This is a genomic window from Streptomyces sp. NPDC053474, assembly GCF_044544845.1.
In the GTDB taxonomy this organism is placed as follows: domain Bacteria; phylum Actinomycetota; class Actinomycetes; order Streptomycetales; family Streptomycetaceae; genus Streptomyces.
The window spans coordinates 111,178-124,975 of the sequence record NZ_JBITXV010000017.1 but is presented as its reverse complement, the minus strand read 5'-3'; the positions used below and the strand labels follow the sequence as shown (position 1 = coordinate 124,975).

The 13,798-nt window shown below is 70.3% G+C and carries 12 protein-coding genes and 1 pseudogene; 4 read left to right on the top strand and 9 right to left on the bottom strand.

The window, feature by feature from the left end; all coding sequences use genetic code 11:
• The first annotated feature begins 1,096 nt into the window (after positions 1-1,096).
• On the top strand, positions 1,097-2,050 hold the full coding sequence (locus tag ACIG3E_RS33130) for a hypothetical protein (RefSeq protein ID WP_399623276.1): 954 nt from the start codon (positions 1,097-1,099) through the stop codon (positions 2,048-2,050).
• A gap of 126 nt (positions 2,051-2,176) precedes the next feature.
• Here ACIG3E_RS33130 and ACIG3E_RS33125 read toward each other — a convergent pair whose 3' ends face one another.
• From ACIG3E_RS33125 to ACIG3E_RS33095, 7 genes are all read right to left on the bottom strand, one after another.
• The gene (locus ACIG3E_RS33125; protein WP_399623490.1) at positions 2,177-2,341 is read right to left on the bottom strand and encodes a DUF397 domain-containing protein; all 165 of its coding nucleotides are present in this window, start codon (positions 2,339-2,341) and stop codon (positions 2,177-2,179) included.
• Between the two features lie 189 nt (positions 2,342-2,530).
• Positions 2,531-3,199: a hypothetical protein gene (locus tag ACIG3E_RS33120; protein ID WP_399623274.1), complete on the bottom strand. Its 669-nt coding sequence runs from the start codon at positions 3,197-3,199 to the stop codon at positions 2,531-2,533.
• Positions 3,200-3,279: 80 nt separating this feature from the next.
• Positions 3,280-5,460: a Mucin-19 gene (locus tag ACIG3E_RS33115; RefSeq protein ID WP_399623272.1), complete on the bottom strand. Its 2,181-nt coding sequence runs from the start codon at positions 5,458-5,460 to the stop codon at positions 3,280-3,282.
• 8 nt (positions 5,461-5,468) lie between these two features.
• Complete coding sequence (locus tag ACIG3E_RS33110) at positions 5,469-5,996, bottom strand: hypothetical protein (protein ID WP_399623270.1); 528 nt, start codon at positions 5,994-5,996, stop codon at positions 5,469-5,471.
• A 378-nt stretch (positions 5,997-6,374) separates the two neighbouring features.
• On the bottom strand, positions 6,375-7,193 hold the full coding sequence (locus ACIG3E_RS33105; RefSeq protein WP_399623268.1) for a DciA family protein: 819 nt from the start codon (positions 7,191-7,193) through the stop codon (positions 6,375-6,377).
• Positions 7,190-8,566, bottom strand: coding sequence for a winged helix-turn-helix domain-containing protein (locus tag ACIG3E_RS33100; RefSeq protein ID WP_399623266.1), 1,377 nt, complete (start codon positions 8,564-8,566; stop codon positions 7,190-7,192). The genes ACIG3E_RS33105 and ACIG3E_RS33100 overlap by 4 nt, the downstream gene beginning before the upstream one ends.
• 100 nt (positions 8,567-8,666) lie before the next feature.
• Entirely contained in the window at positions 8,667-9,062 is a 396-nt protein-coding gene (locus tag ACIG3E_RS33095; RefSeq protein WP_399623264.1) for a hypothetical protein, read from the bottom strand.
• Between the two features lie 296 nt (positions 9,063-9,358).
• Between ACIG3E_RS33095 and ACIG3E_RS33090 the strand changes: the two genes are divergently transcribed.
• From ACIG3E_RS33090 to ACIG3E_RS33080, 3 genes and pseudogenes are all read left to right on the top strand, one after another.
• On the top strand, positions 9,359-10,219 hold the full coding sequence (locus ACIG3E_RS33090) for a multiprotein-bridging factor 1 family protein (RefSeq protein WP_399623262.1): 861 nt from the start codon (positions 9,359-9,361) through the stop codon (positions 10,217-10,219).
• A pseudogene (locus tag ACIG3E_RS33085) lies at positions 10,168-10,355 on the top strand (IS5/IS1182 family transposase); the annotation flags it as partial. The gene ACIG3E_RS33090 and the pseudogene ACIG3E_RS33085, both read left to right, overlap by 52 nt.
• 425 nt (positions 10,356-10,780) lie before the next feature.
• On the top strand, positions 10,781-11,131 hold the full coding sequence (locus tag ACIG3E_RS33080) for a hypothetical protein (RefSeq protein WP_399623261.1): 351 nt from the start codon (positions 10,781-10,783) through the stop codon (positions 11,129-11,131).
• A 4-nt stretch (positions 11,132-11,135) separates the two neighbouring features.
• Here ACIG3E_RS33080 and istB read toward each other — a convergent pair whose 3' ends face one another.
• Both istB and istA read right to left on the bottom strand, forming a co-directional pair.
• Positions 11,136-11,921: an IS21-like element helper ATPase IstB gene (istB, locus tag ACIG3E_RS33075; RefSeq protein WP_399623259.1), complete on the bottom strand. Its 786-nt coding sequence runs from the start codon at positions 11,919-11,921 to the stop codon at positions 11,136-11,138.
• A complete protein-coding gene (gene istA, locus ACIG3E_RS33070) occupies positions 11,918-13,558 on the bottom strand; it encodes an IS21 family transposase (RefSeq protein WP_399623258.1) in 1,641 nt (546 codons plus the stop codon). The genes istB and istA overlap by 4 nt, the downstream gene beginning before the upstream one ends.
• Between the last annotated feature and the right edge of the window lie 240 nt (positions 13,559-13,798).

Sequence of the window (13,798 nt, the reverse complement as noted above, 5' to 3'; positions counted from 1 at the left end):
TGACCAACTCGACCAACGCGAAGCCCGCCCCGCTGTGCCGGCTGTGCCGTGTGGCATCACGCCGTGCCCTGGGCCACGCCATCGCCCTGCTCCTGCTCGCTACCGCCACACCGCTGTACATCACCGTGCTCGAAATCGGCGCCTTGTACGGGGTGCGCTGGTCGCCGGTCGTCGTCCGCTACTACGACCTGATCAACATCGTCGTGGCAGTTGGGATCTACTCCTGGCTGGCCCGGTTGGTGATAGGCCGCACCACCCTCGACCGGGTCTCACCACGCCAGCGAATCGTGCAGCGCACGGCAGCCCTCGTCTGCGGTTGCGCATCGCTCTTCGTGGCCAGGTACGACACCTATGACCATGCGGAGACGCTGGTATCCGCGTGGGCGCTCACGTGGCTCACAGTGGAGGTGTGCCGGTGGCACGGCATCACCCTGGAGCGGGCCTCCGCCGAGCCGGATCCGCAGCGAAGGCGAGCCCAGACGTGGGCCCTCAGCGAGCAGGCGTTCGTTGCATGCTGCGCGGGCGGGCTCGCGGCCATGGCGCTTTTACAGGCGCTGCGTTTCCTGGACGTGGGTGCTCTGCCGGTCATGGCAGGTAGCCAACTGGAGACCGTCGGCGTTACTGGCCCCGCCGACCTGCTCGTCGGGGTCGTGCTGGTCGTGGTCATCGAGGACATCGTGGTCGTCGCGGCGACCGCTGCTCTGATGCAGGCCGCGGGGCGGCCGGTCTGGCAGATCTACACCGTGGTCTGCGTGGTGGAGGTCCTCCTCCACGGGTACTTCGGGGCGCCCGCTATCGGGTTTGTGCTCTTCGCCGCTGGACGTCTCCGTATCTTCCTGCGCCACGGCCGTGTCGTGCCGCTGATCATCGGCCATCTGGTTCTTGATGTGGGCGCCGGGCTCCAGAAGCCCCTGCCGATAGTCGTCCAGGTGCTGATCGCCATCTCGGCGGGCATCCTGCTCGACAAGATCGGCAAGCGTGTGCAAGCCGCGGCCGCCGACCCCAACGAGCCGTCCGCCCAGGCCCGACCCACGGGCACCATCGCCCGCCTCACCGCCTTCCGAGACCGATTCCGGCGCTCAGCAAAGGACTCGTCGTGATCCACCTCCCCGGCGGCACGATGAACCCGCCCCCCTACGACCGCACGGCCCCCTCCAGGAGCGGGTGTGCTCTCGTCAACTGGCACCTGGAGCAGCTCCACCTGGGGGGTCTGTATCTCGACTTCACCAAGGTGCCCCGATCCATCCCGGAGGGCCTCGGCTGGTGCCGTGCCAGGCCCCTGCCCGAAGAGCTGTGGCCCGCCCGTGCGGAGCTGGCTGTGATCGTGCACTTCCACCCGGACCCTCTCTTCCGCCGCAACCCGAAAACCCAGGCTGTACCGGCCGGTGCGGTGCAGCACTGGACGCAGCGGCTGGATGCCTGCGCCACCGCGCTCGCCACCCGCGGGTTCGTCATCGAGGAGTGGGGGGTCCCCATGACCCCAGAGCTCCACTCGGGTGCCGACCTCATCGCCTACCGGCTTCCACCTGGTATCGCACCGGCCCCCCGGTCTCCCGCTGACCTGCTCTACGCACACCCCCCGCGCCCCAACTTCAGGTCAGAAGGATCCAAGACCGCGTTGTGGAAGCTGCACTCGGTACTCTCCAGAGCTGAACCGCCCCTGTGGCGCGACAATCAGGCCGCCGATACGGCGACAGGGACTGGGCGGTGCCTCGTGTACGCCGTGGATGAGAACCTGTGGCCCCCCGGCACGACCGACTGCCACCTGGTCACATGGGAGCCGGACCCACCATACCGGCGAAACCCCAACCGGCCGCTGAAGCACCAAGGAGCGTACGCGCACTGGGCGCAGGGCATCGCCCACCTGACCAGAACGCTCGTGGACGCGGACTACGTGATCCGGCGCCGCGAGCGACCGTCGAACCCTGATCTCGACAACAGCATCACGTTCCTCGTCTACGACGAGATCCCCCCGGGAACCACTCCCGCACCCGGTGCGTATGGCGGCAGGCCCGCCACCCGGCCGCGCTGGGCGCCAGCGCGGCCATGAACGCCCGACTCTGCTTGTTACCCGTCAAGGGCGCGACGGGTTCGCCTCCCCTGGCAATGGCCTGGCCTGGGGAGGCGAACCCTCGTTGTGGGGCCGGTTCAGCGAGGAGCTACCCAGCTGCCTCGATTACGCGACTGAGCAGGCCACGCCCCAATTGGTATCGCGGCCGACGTGGCTCACAAAGGAGTTCCAGGTGCTGCTGCTGACGACGAAGGCGGGGCCGCTTCTGACCTTGGAGTCCCGCACGCCGACCCGTCGGCAGTGGGGAAGGGTTGACGTAACGGTTCTCAGTCCTGGCGCGCGCTCGTGTAGGAAATGCCTGGAGTGGGCCCCGGTTCTTCATGGGAGATCAGCATGTGACCGATGAGTCCGCGTTCCGTGCCACCACCATGGCCAAGCATCCGCACACCCGGGTCGTCGCGGCCGAGATCGCCGTACAGGAGCCTACCGCGAAGATCGCCGCCCCTGCGTTCTCCGCCCTCAGACGCCTGGCTTCCAGCCGCGGAGCTCGATGTGGGAGATTTTGGCTCCCTCTGCGAGTCGGCCGGTTTCCACCATCCAGTCGGTGATGGCTGTGGTCACGTCGCCGTGGGCGCGGGTGACGCGCTGCTGCCATTCGCGGGCATCGAAGCCGGTGCCGGAGTGCCCGTAGCGGCGTTCTTCTGTGCCGTCGCGGCGCTGGACGACGTGGTCGCGGACGCGGGGGCTGTCGTCGTCGCGGCCGGAGTCGATGAGGAAGCGGCCCTTAGAGGCGCGCACGGTGAAGGCGATGGCGCCATCGGACTCGGCGGCCGCGTCGACGATGGGCTTCAGTCGGGAGGCGCCGGCCGCGACGTGCTGACGCCCGGCGCGTGCGTAGCCGGATGTCCACTGGTCGTGGGGGGCGTGTTGCAGGGTGTCCTTCTGCCGGACGCGGGCGAGTCGGCCGGCTTTGGTGCGGCGGGGCTGGATGTACCGGCCGGCGAGTGTCTTGAGTGCCGTGACATCGCGCGGGCCGCCGGCCTGTACCTCCTGGACGACGGCGCGCAGGGCCTCGACGTAGGCCTGCCCGGCGCCGGGGCCGCGGGTGTAGAAGTGCGACACGATCGCGGAGTTACGGCTGAGGATCTCGGCGACCTGCCGTTTGTTGAAGCCCTCGTCCAGGAGCACGTTGGTCAGGCGTGCGGCCTCGTTGGGGGGTTGTGGTCTGGCTCGGCGGCGCGGTGGCATCGGCTGGTCCTCGGAGGGTGTCAGATGGTGGAGGTCTGCTGCTCTTCCAGGTAGGCCCGGCCCAGGACCTGGAGGGTGTAGAAGTCGCTGTCGCTGGTGGGGGCGGGCGCCGGGTTGGGGATGAAGCCTTTGAGGAGGTAGTCGCCGGGCTTGCCGTGGTAGGGCCAGCTCGGGTTGACGGTGGTGTAGATGGCGTCCGTGCGCAGGGCGACGACGGTGTGCGGCGGCAGGTGCAGGGCTCCGACGTGGGTGGTCTGGCCTTCGGTGGTCTTGGCTCGGGTGGAGAGCAGTGCGGCGCGGGCGGCGGACCAGACTCCGGCGGCCCATTCGGGGTGGGCGTTGGGGTTGCGGCTCATCTTGGCCTGCTCCCAGGTGATGCTCGTGGAGTCGACGGTCTTGATGCGTGCGCCCTTGGGGATCTGGTTCTCGCGGTCGCGCGGGACGGTGCCGGTGGTGATGGTGGGCCGCTGGGCGAAGCCGCCGATGCCGTAGAGCAGGATGCTGCGTACGGCGCGGGAGGCCAGTTTGTAGGCTCGCCGCAGGTCCTCGGTGCCGGCGGCTTCGGCCATCGCGCCGAGCTCGGCCCATGCCTGCTTCAGGCGCTCGGACCATTCCTTGAGCGGGGTGCCGCTCTCCCAGACGAGGCCGTCGAGGACCTCGACGTGCCAGGGCGTGATCGGGTTGCGCAGCGCGAGGTTGACCTCGGCGCCGCCCGCCCAGGTGACGAAGGTGCGGCCGGCTTCGTGCGGGTACATCCATGCGCGCTCGCCCTCGATGGCGAAGGGCAGGATGCCCACGTGTTCCCAGCCGTCCGGGATGGTGACCTTCACCCGCCAGTGGGAGGGGCTGAAGAGCGCGTCGGTCTGCTGCTTCTGCGTCCAGGAGGCAAACGTGCGGGCGGTGACGCGCTGGGGAATGCCGACGCCCGAGGCCCAGGTGTGCTTGCCGTAGGCCAGGGTGCGGTCGAACTCGTAAAGCTCGGGAAGCTGTTCGGGGACGCGGGGTGGGGTGATGAGCTCGGTGCGTCCCTGGCCGGAGGTGGCGTGGAGGAGCTGGCGGATTTCGTCGGACAGGACGGGGTAGCCGTCGGCCCAGCGGGCGCCCTCCTTGGTGGGGATGGTGCGGCTCCACAGGTCGCGGCCGGTCTGGCTGGGCGAGCCCATGAGGACGACGTCGGGCCAGCTGCGCTTGAGGGCCTGCCAGAGCAGGGTGAAGGCGTGGCGGATGGTGGCGACGTCGGTGTCCTCCGGGTCGAACCATTCACGGATGCTGCGGATTTCGACATGCTGCTGGCCGCGTTCCCAGCGCCCGACGGGGTTGCGTTCGTGGAGGAAGTGGCCGGCCATGGCGTCCTTCCCGCGCCGGGATTCGACCGTCCAGCCTCCCGGCATGGGTGCATCGAGCCAGTGGTGGACCGCGTCCTTGAGGTAGGGGTAGCGGTCAGCGTCGCGGTGCCAGGGGTCACCGGCGGTGATGTAGATGCGCTCGATGGTGTCGGGGACGTGTGCGAAGACAGCGGTGAGGATCTCGTCGGCGCTGGCGTGGCCGAGGTCGAGGCGGATGCGCTGGTCGCGGTGGATCAGGTCGCCGGTGCTGGCATCCAGAAAGACGGTGGGCCGCACCTGCTGAGTGAACGTGGGCCGCTCGGAGACGAGGTTGCGGGCGAACTGGAGCCAGCGGTCGCCGCTCTCCCCCTCGGGGATCGTCGGCAGCTCCCGAGGGACAGGAGCGGCCCCAGTCGGCTCGGCCTCGACGGCCGCCGACGCGGGGGCTGGCGCTGCGGGAGACGGCGGTACCGGGCTCAGCGCGGGGCCTTCGTCGGGGGCCGCGGCAGGCTCGACGGCTCCGGGCTCGGGCGCGGCCGTGTCGCGCTCGTCGTGTACGGGCACCGGCGTCATCGCCGGTGCTGCCGCACCCGGGCCCGGGGCCGGGGTGGCGTGCGGAGCGGGAACGGCGGCCGGCGAGGGCTGGGAGGCCGGGGAGTCGGGGCCCAGGTGCGGGGCGCGCTCAACGACCTCGTGCACGGAAAGGCCGGCAGCCGGGGCGATCCTGTCGGCCTTGGCCTTGGAGTAGCCGGCCACCGCCTTGAGGGTCCGGTCGCGGCGGTCTTCGAGCTTGCGCAGCGCCGCCTGGGCCTTCTTGATGTCGTCCCGCAGACCGCGCAGTTCGGCGAGGCCCGCGTTGTATTTCTTGCTGTCCATGGGCTCTGCTACTCCACTCGGTGCTGTGGGCGGGTCGTGAGGGTGACCGTGTAGTGGGGCGGGACGGAAACGGTGAGGTGGTCCTCGTTGAGGACGATCACTGCCTGGCCGACCACGGCGTGGTGCGCCGGTTCGCTGCCCGGTCGGGACGGGTCTCCCTGGGCGAGGGCGTTCAGGGGGAGCAGCTTCACGGGAATGCCCTCGCCGACCTTCCAGGTGGGGGCGGGGGCGTTCAGGTGTGCGGCGTAGGTGGTTGAGGGCTGGCCGTGGAAGACGATCCGCCGGCGGGGGTGATCGTCCGTCCAGTGCCATCCGTCCACGTCGTAGACGGCCATGGTCTCTCCGCGGCGGCAGGCCATGACGACAGCGATGCGGTCGGGGTCGAAGAGCTGGACCGTGGTCGATCTGCCCGCCCATGGCGACCAGGCACCGAGGACGACGTCACCCTCTGGTGTTATGCCGCGTTCGACTTCGCCCCATCTCCGCGTGACGTTGACGGCCAGGACCTGGTTCTGGTCGGCGTGCCGTTCCGTCATGCCGCCCCCTCACTCTGTGTGTGCCCCAACTCTAGAATTCCTAAGAATACTTCCGCAACACCTTTCGCAAGAGTTCAACCGGCTGCGGATCGTTGTCCCTCGCCGGGCGCCGTGACGCGCTGTCCGGCTCCAGAGCCGCTCAGCCGGGGCAGCGGTGTACGCGGTACCAGTGGCACATGGGCGCGGCAAGAGCGTGTCAGTCCGCTGGCGCCGTCAGGGCCGGCGAAGCTGAGCGCATGGTCTTCGTCGCTCCAACCGACCGCCACTACTGCCTTGATCCGTGGTGCGAGAACCCCGACTCGGAACTCATCCCCGAAGCCGTCTGCGGCTGCCACATCCTCACCGAGCGCGAACGCGAAGAACGAAAGCAGCAGTACCTCAAGTCGAGGGAGACGGGGGACGTCCGCCGCCCTCCGGGGTCGGCGGCGCCGGGCTGCTAGGAGGGTCCAATCGGTCATCGGCGGCGCGTTGGGCCCGCTCGTGCCGCGCCCGCGCAAGGGCCCGGGCGCGGGTGACCGCGGCCAGGTCACGCACCGGCTGGTCTGCCGTGCCGTGGTCGGAGCCCCTCTCCGGCTCGCGTGCCCAGGACCGCCGGGACGGTGCTTGGCCGGGACGGGACCGGGTGCGCGTGACGGCCTGGTGCGAGGCCAGGGCCGCGCGGTATCCGGGGGAGGGTGCCGCCTGCGGGTCCTCCGCGGACGTCGTCGCCGAGATCGACGGCTCCCCCGCGGCGGCGGCCTGTGCGGGGGCCGAGCGAGTGCGGGCGATGTCCTTCACCATGCCCGGGCCGCACATCTCGCGGAACCGGGCGAGGAGCTGCGGCTTCGACAGGCGCAGCTGGGTGAACCAGGCGGGCGAGTCGACTTGGACTTCGAGGACGCCCTCGGCCGAACGGAACGTCACGGCCCGCACGTGGGCCGCGAGCCGCGGGCCGGCGACCGTGGGCCAGTGGTCGACGATGCTGCCCCCAGCAGCGGGGGCCTCCCAGGCCCGGTCGGCCACCAGGCCCAGGAGGACCGCGGCCAGCCCTCGCGGTTCGCGCCCCTCGGCGCCTCGCCCCGGCCCCGACCGGCCGCGCGGGCGCCGCGCGGGCGCCTCGGTGGTCCGGCCGCTTCGGCGTGCGGCCTCCCTCGCGGAGCGCAGGGCGACGCGGGCCAGGTCGACACCGGAGGCGGGTTGTTCCTGCCGGTCGTTCATGCAGCCACCTGCCCGGCGTGCGTGGGCTCCAGTGGACGCCGGGCAGCGAGCGTGAGCACGCGGTCGACCAGGACGCGCCCGTACATCGACTGCGCGGTGGGGCGCCCGAATGCCTCGATGGCGGCCAGCACGAGTGCGCTCTGCCCCTGCATGACCTCCGCCCAGGCGCTCTGCCTCATCACCTGCAGGTCCTCGTGGGTCAGGTCCTGCGGGCCGGTGAGGGCCGGAACCGTCTCGCCGCGCGGAGCCGCGACGTGTATCGAGGAGACCGCCTCGGTGACCTGGCGGCGGACGGCCGCGCTGCGCGGCGCGCGCCAGGGCCCCTCGAAACGTTCCTGGCGTGCACGAACGTCCTGGATGCGGTGACGGCGCGCGGCTTCGACGGCGGCGTGCCACTGGGCCACGGCGTGTTCGCGTTTGGCCGGGGTGTCGAGGACGTCGGCGGCGCCGCGCAGCAGTACTGCCAACAGGCCTGAGGGGCGGTGGACGTTGGTCGAGCGGCCGCGCAGGTGCAGCCACGCGCAGACCTCATCCACGCTCCAACCGGCATCGGCCAGGTCCCGGATCACCCAGGCGATCCGGGGCACCGCGCTGCCGCGCAGCCAGGCGACTCGGGTGACGATCTGGCCGGCGAGCTGGAAGCGGCGCCCTGTCGTGTTCAGCGGTCGGCGGGTCTGTGCGGTGGGGCGGGGGGATGCGTGCTGCCCGCGCGCGAGCTTGCTCTCAGGGGGGTTAGAGGAACTACCCGCAGGTGAAGGGCCGGTAGAAGTACCCCCCATTGGGGTGCAACGCGAGGAACGTGAGCGTGGTCCTGGGCGGCGGCCGCGGCGCATCAGCTTCTGGGCCATCGCCGCGAGTCGCTTCATCGGTCGGCGGCCCTGTTCCCCTATGCCGCACAGGGAGCGGATGAGCTGCCCGTGGGGGCGGGTGCGCAGGTGCAGGGCGGTGTCGAAGGACGGCGGGATGGTCCACACGAACTCCGAAGCGCGTCTGCCCGCCCCGCGTACGCGGGTGCCCTTGAGGCGGTACGCGAGCAGTCCGGTCTCCCGCAGGATCCCCAAGTGGTACTGGACTGTGCGGCGGGAGAGGCGGAGCACGCGCGCGAGGTAGTCGACGCCGGGGCGGCACGGCGCGAGGCGCGCGAGTTCCACGGCGACACGCAAGGTGGTGTCGCCGACCTTGCGCGGGCCGTGGTCCCGCGCGGGGCGGTAGGTGTCGGCGTGGTGGACCCAGCAGACGGCCTGCATCCAGGAGAAGCCGTCGGGCGCGATCCGGCCCCGGGTCGTGGAGACCCACTGCTCGGCGGGCGCGACACGTACGGGGGATGTGGGTATGGGCAGTGGAGCTGCGTGCGGAGTGCGAGGAGAGGGCACCTGATTCCGTTTCCGGGAAGCGCAGAGCGACCCGCAGCGTGGGAGCTGCGGATCGGAGGGCCAGGTCAGGGACCGCGGGGCTACGGTCAGTTCGCGACGGTCAGGGCTGGTGGGATCCGGCGGCCCGCTGTGCCGAGGCCCCGTCGTCGGCTTCGGGCCCGAGGGCCAACTGCTCGCCGCCCCCGGGTTGGCCTGCTTGTGGGAGCGGCGGCTGACCGGAAAGGTCGATCACGCGGATGCGCGCGGCGCGCGGGCGGCGCGGGTGTCTCAGGACGTTGCGCGGCGCAGGTGTCGTGGCGTCCTCGGCGACCAGCTTCGCCAGCCACCGCACGTGAGCCATGCGCAGTCCGGTGCGCACCGTCACGTTCCGCATCGGAACGCGGGCGCACAGCAGCTTCATGGCTTCCAGCTCGGCCCGAGCGTGGTCGGCTTCGAAGGTGGGCCAGGCCGCCGCCGGCCGGATCGTCGTGCTGTTCGTGGGGTGGTTGTCGGTCATCTCGTACCGCCTTGAGGTGCTCGTCAGCGGGCTGTTGGCGGCGAAGGGCGCGGCGTCCCGGCGCGGATCCACGTCCGGCGCGCGGGTGGAGTGAGCGCCGCGAAGTCGGTGTGGTGGACTGGGAGGCACAGTCGGCGGAACGGCCGCTGCACCGCGAAAGGCCAGGGGCCCGCGACAGGGTGGGTGAGGTCGATCGTCCGAAACCATGCGCCGATCACCAGAAGGTGAAACTATCCTCTTCTAGTGATTCGATCAAGTGGCTAAAGCGCACGCCCGCCGACCTGTTGGAGCCCTGCATGCCCGAGCGCACATTCAACGCGAGCAGCCTGCGCACCCAGCGCGAGCTGAAGCGCATGTCGCGAAGAGAGCTGGCGGACGCTGTGGGCGTGGGGGCGAACGCCGTCGCCCGGTGGGAGGCCGGCGAAGCCGTTCCGCCTCCCGAGAAGCTGCCGCGCATCGCCCGAGCCCTCGAAGCCGACCTGGACGTCCTGTTCCCCCGGCCCGGCCTGCCTGACCTGACCGATCTGCGGTGCGACGCCGGCATGATCCGCGCCGACACGATCGTGCACCTGGGCACCAAGTCCGCGATGCCCCTGCGCGCCGCCGAGACCGGCAAACGGCCGCTGTCAGCTCCGGCCGAGGTGGCACTGGCCGCGGCCTACGGCGTCTCGCTCGCCGAGCTCCGCGCCGCGCAGAAGCGCAGCTTCGGGCACGACGTGCCCGCCATCGCGCCGAGGTCCAGCACGCCGCCGCCGAGCACGGTGGCGGCGAAACTGGCATTCCTGCGCGAGGAGCTCCCGCTGGCGCCGGCGACGGACGCCGAGCTGGCGGAGGCCGGCAACAGCGCGTTCGAACGTCCAGTGCTCACCGCGCACGTCGTGCGCACGCTGCGCGAGGGAACGCAGACAGCCTCCGTGGAAACGCTCGACGCCCTAGCCCTCGCCTACGGCGTACCGCCGGTGTACTTCCGCACGCGAGATCCGCACATCGCACGCCTGGTGGTGTCGGCCCGCGCCGTACGCGACCGCTACGCGAGTACGACAGCTCCGCAGGACCAGGGTGAGCTGCCTGCGGCGGCGCGGGCGGAGCTCGTGGCCTTCATCAGCGACATGGCCGCGCAGATGCACGACGCGGTGGCCGGACCGGCGGCGGACTAAGGAGGAACGAGACTTCGAGCGGACGATCAACGTCCTCAAGAACTCCCGCGCCATGGCGTCGAGATACGACAAGCGCGCCTACACCTTCCAGGGCACCGTCACCGTGGCCTCGATCCGACTCTGGCTTCATCTATAACCCGTCGGGCGCACGCGCTGAACCGACCAGACTTGCTCGGCTCCGACTCAGTATCCGCTCATCGAGTGATGCGATCGCGCGGGCTGCCGCCCTGCGGCAACCGACGTTTCGCATGCGCCAAGATCCTCACGCGAACGCGAGGAAGGAGACCAGGTCGTGACGGAGACGAGGGAACGGGGCTGTTTATGCGGGTGCGGCGAGAACGCGGAGGTGGGCAAGTGGTTCGTGCCGGGCCACGATTGGCTAGGGCGGCCGTCAGCGGCTCCGGCGAGGCGAGCCGAGTTGGTCCCATTTCGCGGGTGGTTGGTGAAGATCAGGCGTGGTGACGCGGTCCCGTGGGGCGGCTTGAGTTGGGACCAGCGGAGCTGGTGGCGAATGCCGGGAATCACCGGTGGGCGTGCGACGGCGTTGGCATGATGGTCCTTATGTCAACGACCACCGAGGACTTCCTTGCGGACGACGCCGCGGCTTGCGTGCCGGTTGCCGATGAGTCGACGGGCGAGGTGCGGGTGCTGTCCGAGCGGTGTTCGACGTGCATCTTCCGTCCGGGCAACCCGTTCAGGACGACGATGCCTTCGAGGATCCGGGACATGGTCGCTGACGCGGTGGCGGAGGGAGGGCATGTGACGTGTCACTCGACGCTTCCCGGTTCCGCGCCCGCCGACGTCGCTCCGGCGATCTGCCGCGGCTTCGCGGACACCTATGGGCACCGGTCGCTCGCCCTGCGGCTCGGAGCTGCCGTGGGAACGCTGCGGGAGGTCCCTCCGCCCGCGTGAGCGGCTATGCCGACTCGCTGTTCTTGGCCTTGGTGCGGGCCAGGCGGTAGGACTGGGTGCCGGTCTCGATGAGGGTGGCGTTGAAGGTGAGCCGGTCCACGATGGCCGCGCAGAGCCTCGGGTCGGTGAAGGTCTTTGACCAGCCGGTGAACGCTTCGTTGGAGGCGATCGCGATACTGTTCTTTTCCTCCCTTTCCGTCAGAACCTGGAAGAGCATTTCGGCGCCGCGGCGGTCGAGTTCGAGGTAGCCGAGCTCGTCGATTTCGAGGAGGTCGACGCGTCCGTAGCGGGCGATGGTCTTGCCGAGCTGCTTGTCGTCGGCGGCCTCAACCAGCTCGTTGACCAGGGCCGCGGCGGTGGTGTAGCGGACGCGGTAGCCGGCCATCGCGGCCGTGGTGCCCAGCGCGATCAGCAGGTGGGACTTGCCGGTGCCGGAGTCCCCGATGAGGCAGAGCGGGTACCCCTTGGCGATCCACTCGCAGGTGGCGAGGCTGTTGATGGTGGCCGGGGTGACGTTGGGGTTGGCGGTGTAGTCGAACTCGCGCAGCGACTTCTCGCGGGGGAAGTGGGCGGCCCGGATGCGCCGTTCGGCCCTGCGACGGTCGCGGTCCTCGCACTCGGCCATCAGCAGCTCGGCGAGGAATCCGGCGTAAGAGAGCCCTTCGCGTTCCGCGCGGGCGATGGTCTCGGTGGCCTGGGCCCGCATGGTGGGCAGCCGCAGCACCCGGCAAGCGGTGTCGATCGCCGCGTCGGATGCCTGGGCGGTAAGCGTGTGGTGGGCGGTGGTCATGGCGAATCCTTCCGGCGGAGGTGGAGCAGTTCGTCCCACTGCTCCAGACGGGGCGGGGGACGGCCGTCCGTGGGCAGGGGCTGGGCCAGGCGGCGCGAGGTGAGGTGACTGACCTGCGGCAGCTCGGGCCCGAGCGGCTCCGGCGGGCCCGGGGACGGTGTGGTCGCGGTGACGGTGGGAGCCCGGCCGGCTGTCTGGGCGGCTTTGCGGGCTTCGAGTGCGACGATGTCCTCGCTGCAGGAGCCCAGCTCGACGGCGGCGCGAAGTCCCGCGAGCACGTCGGCATGCTGCTGGTGACGGTGCAGCAGCAGAACCTTGACCAGGGCCGTGGTGCCCTCGCCGTCGCCCAGCTGCCGCTTGGCCATGGCCCAGAACGCCTCGTGCTCAGCGGTAAAGGAGCCCTGGTGACGTGCCTGGTGTAGGGCCTCGGAGCGGTCCAGTGCACCGGGTTTACGTAACAGCACCTCCAGATAGTGGTCCAGGACCAGGTGCTCCAGACCCCGCCCGGCGAGCCGCGGGTGCCGGGCGATCTCCCGCCGGTTGTCGAAGACGACGAGCGTGTCGCCGGTCAGATGGACGGTGACCTTGCGGTCGATGAACCGGACCGGAACGGAGTACGAGCACATCTTCACGGTGATCCGGCTGTAGCGGTCGACCCGGGGCTGGAAGGTCATCGCCGTCTCGAACGGATCGGCCGACAGCGGCAGCAGATGCGGGGCCTCACGGGCGAAGTCCTGGCCGATCGTACGGATCCTCGACCCGATCCGGCGCTCCAGTTCGCGCTCTTCGAACCCGGCGACCCGGCGGTTGAGGTCCTCCAGCGTCGCCACGATCGGGACCGGGGTGAGGTAGTTGCGGCGGAAGTAACCAACCTGCCCCTCAACCCCACCCTTCTCATGGGCCCCGCGCAGACCCGGCTCGCAGTAAAACGCCGTGAACCCGTAAAACTCCCGCAGCGCCGTCCACTTCGGGTTCTCCTCCCGCAGCCTGCTGCGGAACATGACCTTGTGGACCGCCGGGGTGAGGTTGTCGTAGCGCACCTGCCCGGACGGCACCCCGCCCAGCACGGCCAAGGCGTGCACGTGGCCTTCGAAGAACGCCTGCTGCCCCGATGAGCGGGAGATCCGGTGCACCGCCCGGCCCGAGTAGGCCAGCCGGAACGAGAACAGGAAGCACTTGACCCGCTCACCGGCCAGGTCGACCCAGACCTCCCCGAAGTCGACTTCGGCGTCCGCTCCCGGCGCGTTGTGCCGGGTCAGATACCCCTCGGCGGGCACCGCTTCTTCCTCGGCGATCACCCGGCGCCGGGCGGCGACGAAGTCGCGCACCGTGGTGTACGGAAGCGTGACCCCGAACTCCTCCTCCAGCCGAGTCCCGATCCGCTTCGCGGTGTGCCGCTGCTTGCGCGGTGCCTCCAGATCAGCCCGCAGCCACCCGTCGACGGTCTTCTTGTACGGCTCCATCCGCGGCGAGACCCGCACCGGCACCTTGCGCGGCTTTGCCACCGGCGAGGCCAACGCCTCCCGCACCAAACGCCGGTGCACCCCGTACTTCCTCGACAACGCCCGGATCGACAGCTTCAACTGCCAGCTGTCCCGGCGAATCCGGTCGAACAGCTCCTGCTTCGACAAGGCCATCCACAGCACCCACCCTCGGCGGACCACAACCACCGTCCCACCGCAAGGCCCAAGCCGGGGCCCCACTTCGCCTCGCCACTACCCTTCAGTGCTCCCGAACACCCCTCCAAATGGGGCCAATTCGGCTCGCCTCGCCGGAGCCGCTGACGGCCGCCCTAGCCACCACGATGTCACCGCGGCCGCGGCCCTGCGTGCTGTGGAGGAACTGCGCCTGCCGCACCATCTGGTCGCGGTGGGTTT

Bases quoted from the DNA above. Each gene is read 5' to 3' on its own strand.
- ACIG3E_RS33115 (WP_399623272.1), bottom strand. From the start codon at position 5,460: ATGGACAGCAAGAAATACAACGCGGGCCTCGCCGAACTGCGCGGTCTG.
- ACIG3E_RS33110 (WP_399623270.1), bottom strand. From the start codon at position 5,996: ATGACGGAACGGCACGCCGACCAGAACCAGGTCCTGGCCGTCAACGTC.
- ACIG3E_RS33105 (WP_399623268.1), bottom strand. From the start codon at position 7,193: ATGAACGACCGGCAGGAACAACCCGCCTCCGGTGTCGACCTGGCCCGC.
- ACIG3E_RS33095 (WP_399623264.1), bottom strand. From the start codon at position 9,062: ATGACCGACAACCACCCCACGAACAGCACGACGATCCGGCCGGCGGCG.
- ACIG3E_RS33090 (WP_399623262.1), top strand. From the start codon at position 9,359: ATGCCCGAGCGCACATTCAACGCGAGCAGCCTGCGCACCCAGCGCGAG.
- ACIG3E_RS33080 (WP_399623261.1), top strand. From the start codon at position 10,781: ATGTCAACGACCACCGAGGACTTCCTTGCGGACGACGCCGCGGCTTGC.
- istB (WP_399623259.1), bottom strand. From the start codon at position 11,921: ATGACCACCGCCCACCACACGCTTACCGCCCAGGCATCCGACGCGGCG.
- istA (WP_399623258.1), bottom strand. From the start codon at position 13,558: ATGGCCTTGTCGAAGCAGGAGCTGTTCGACCGGATTCGCCGGGACAGC.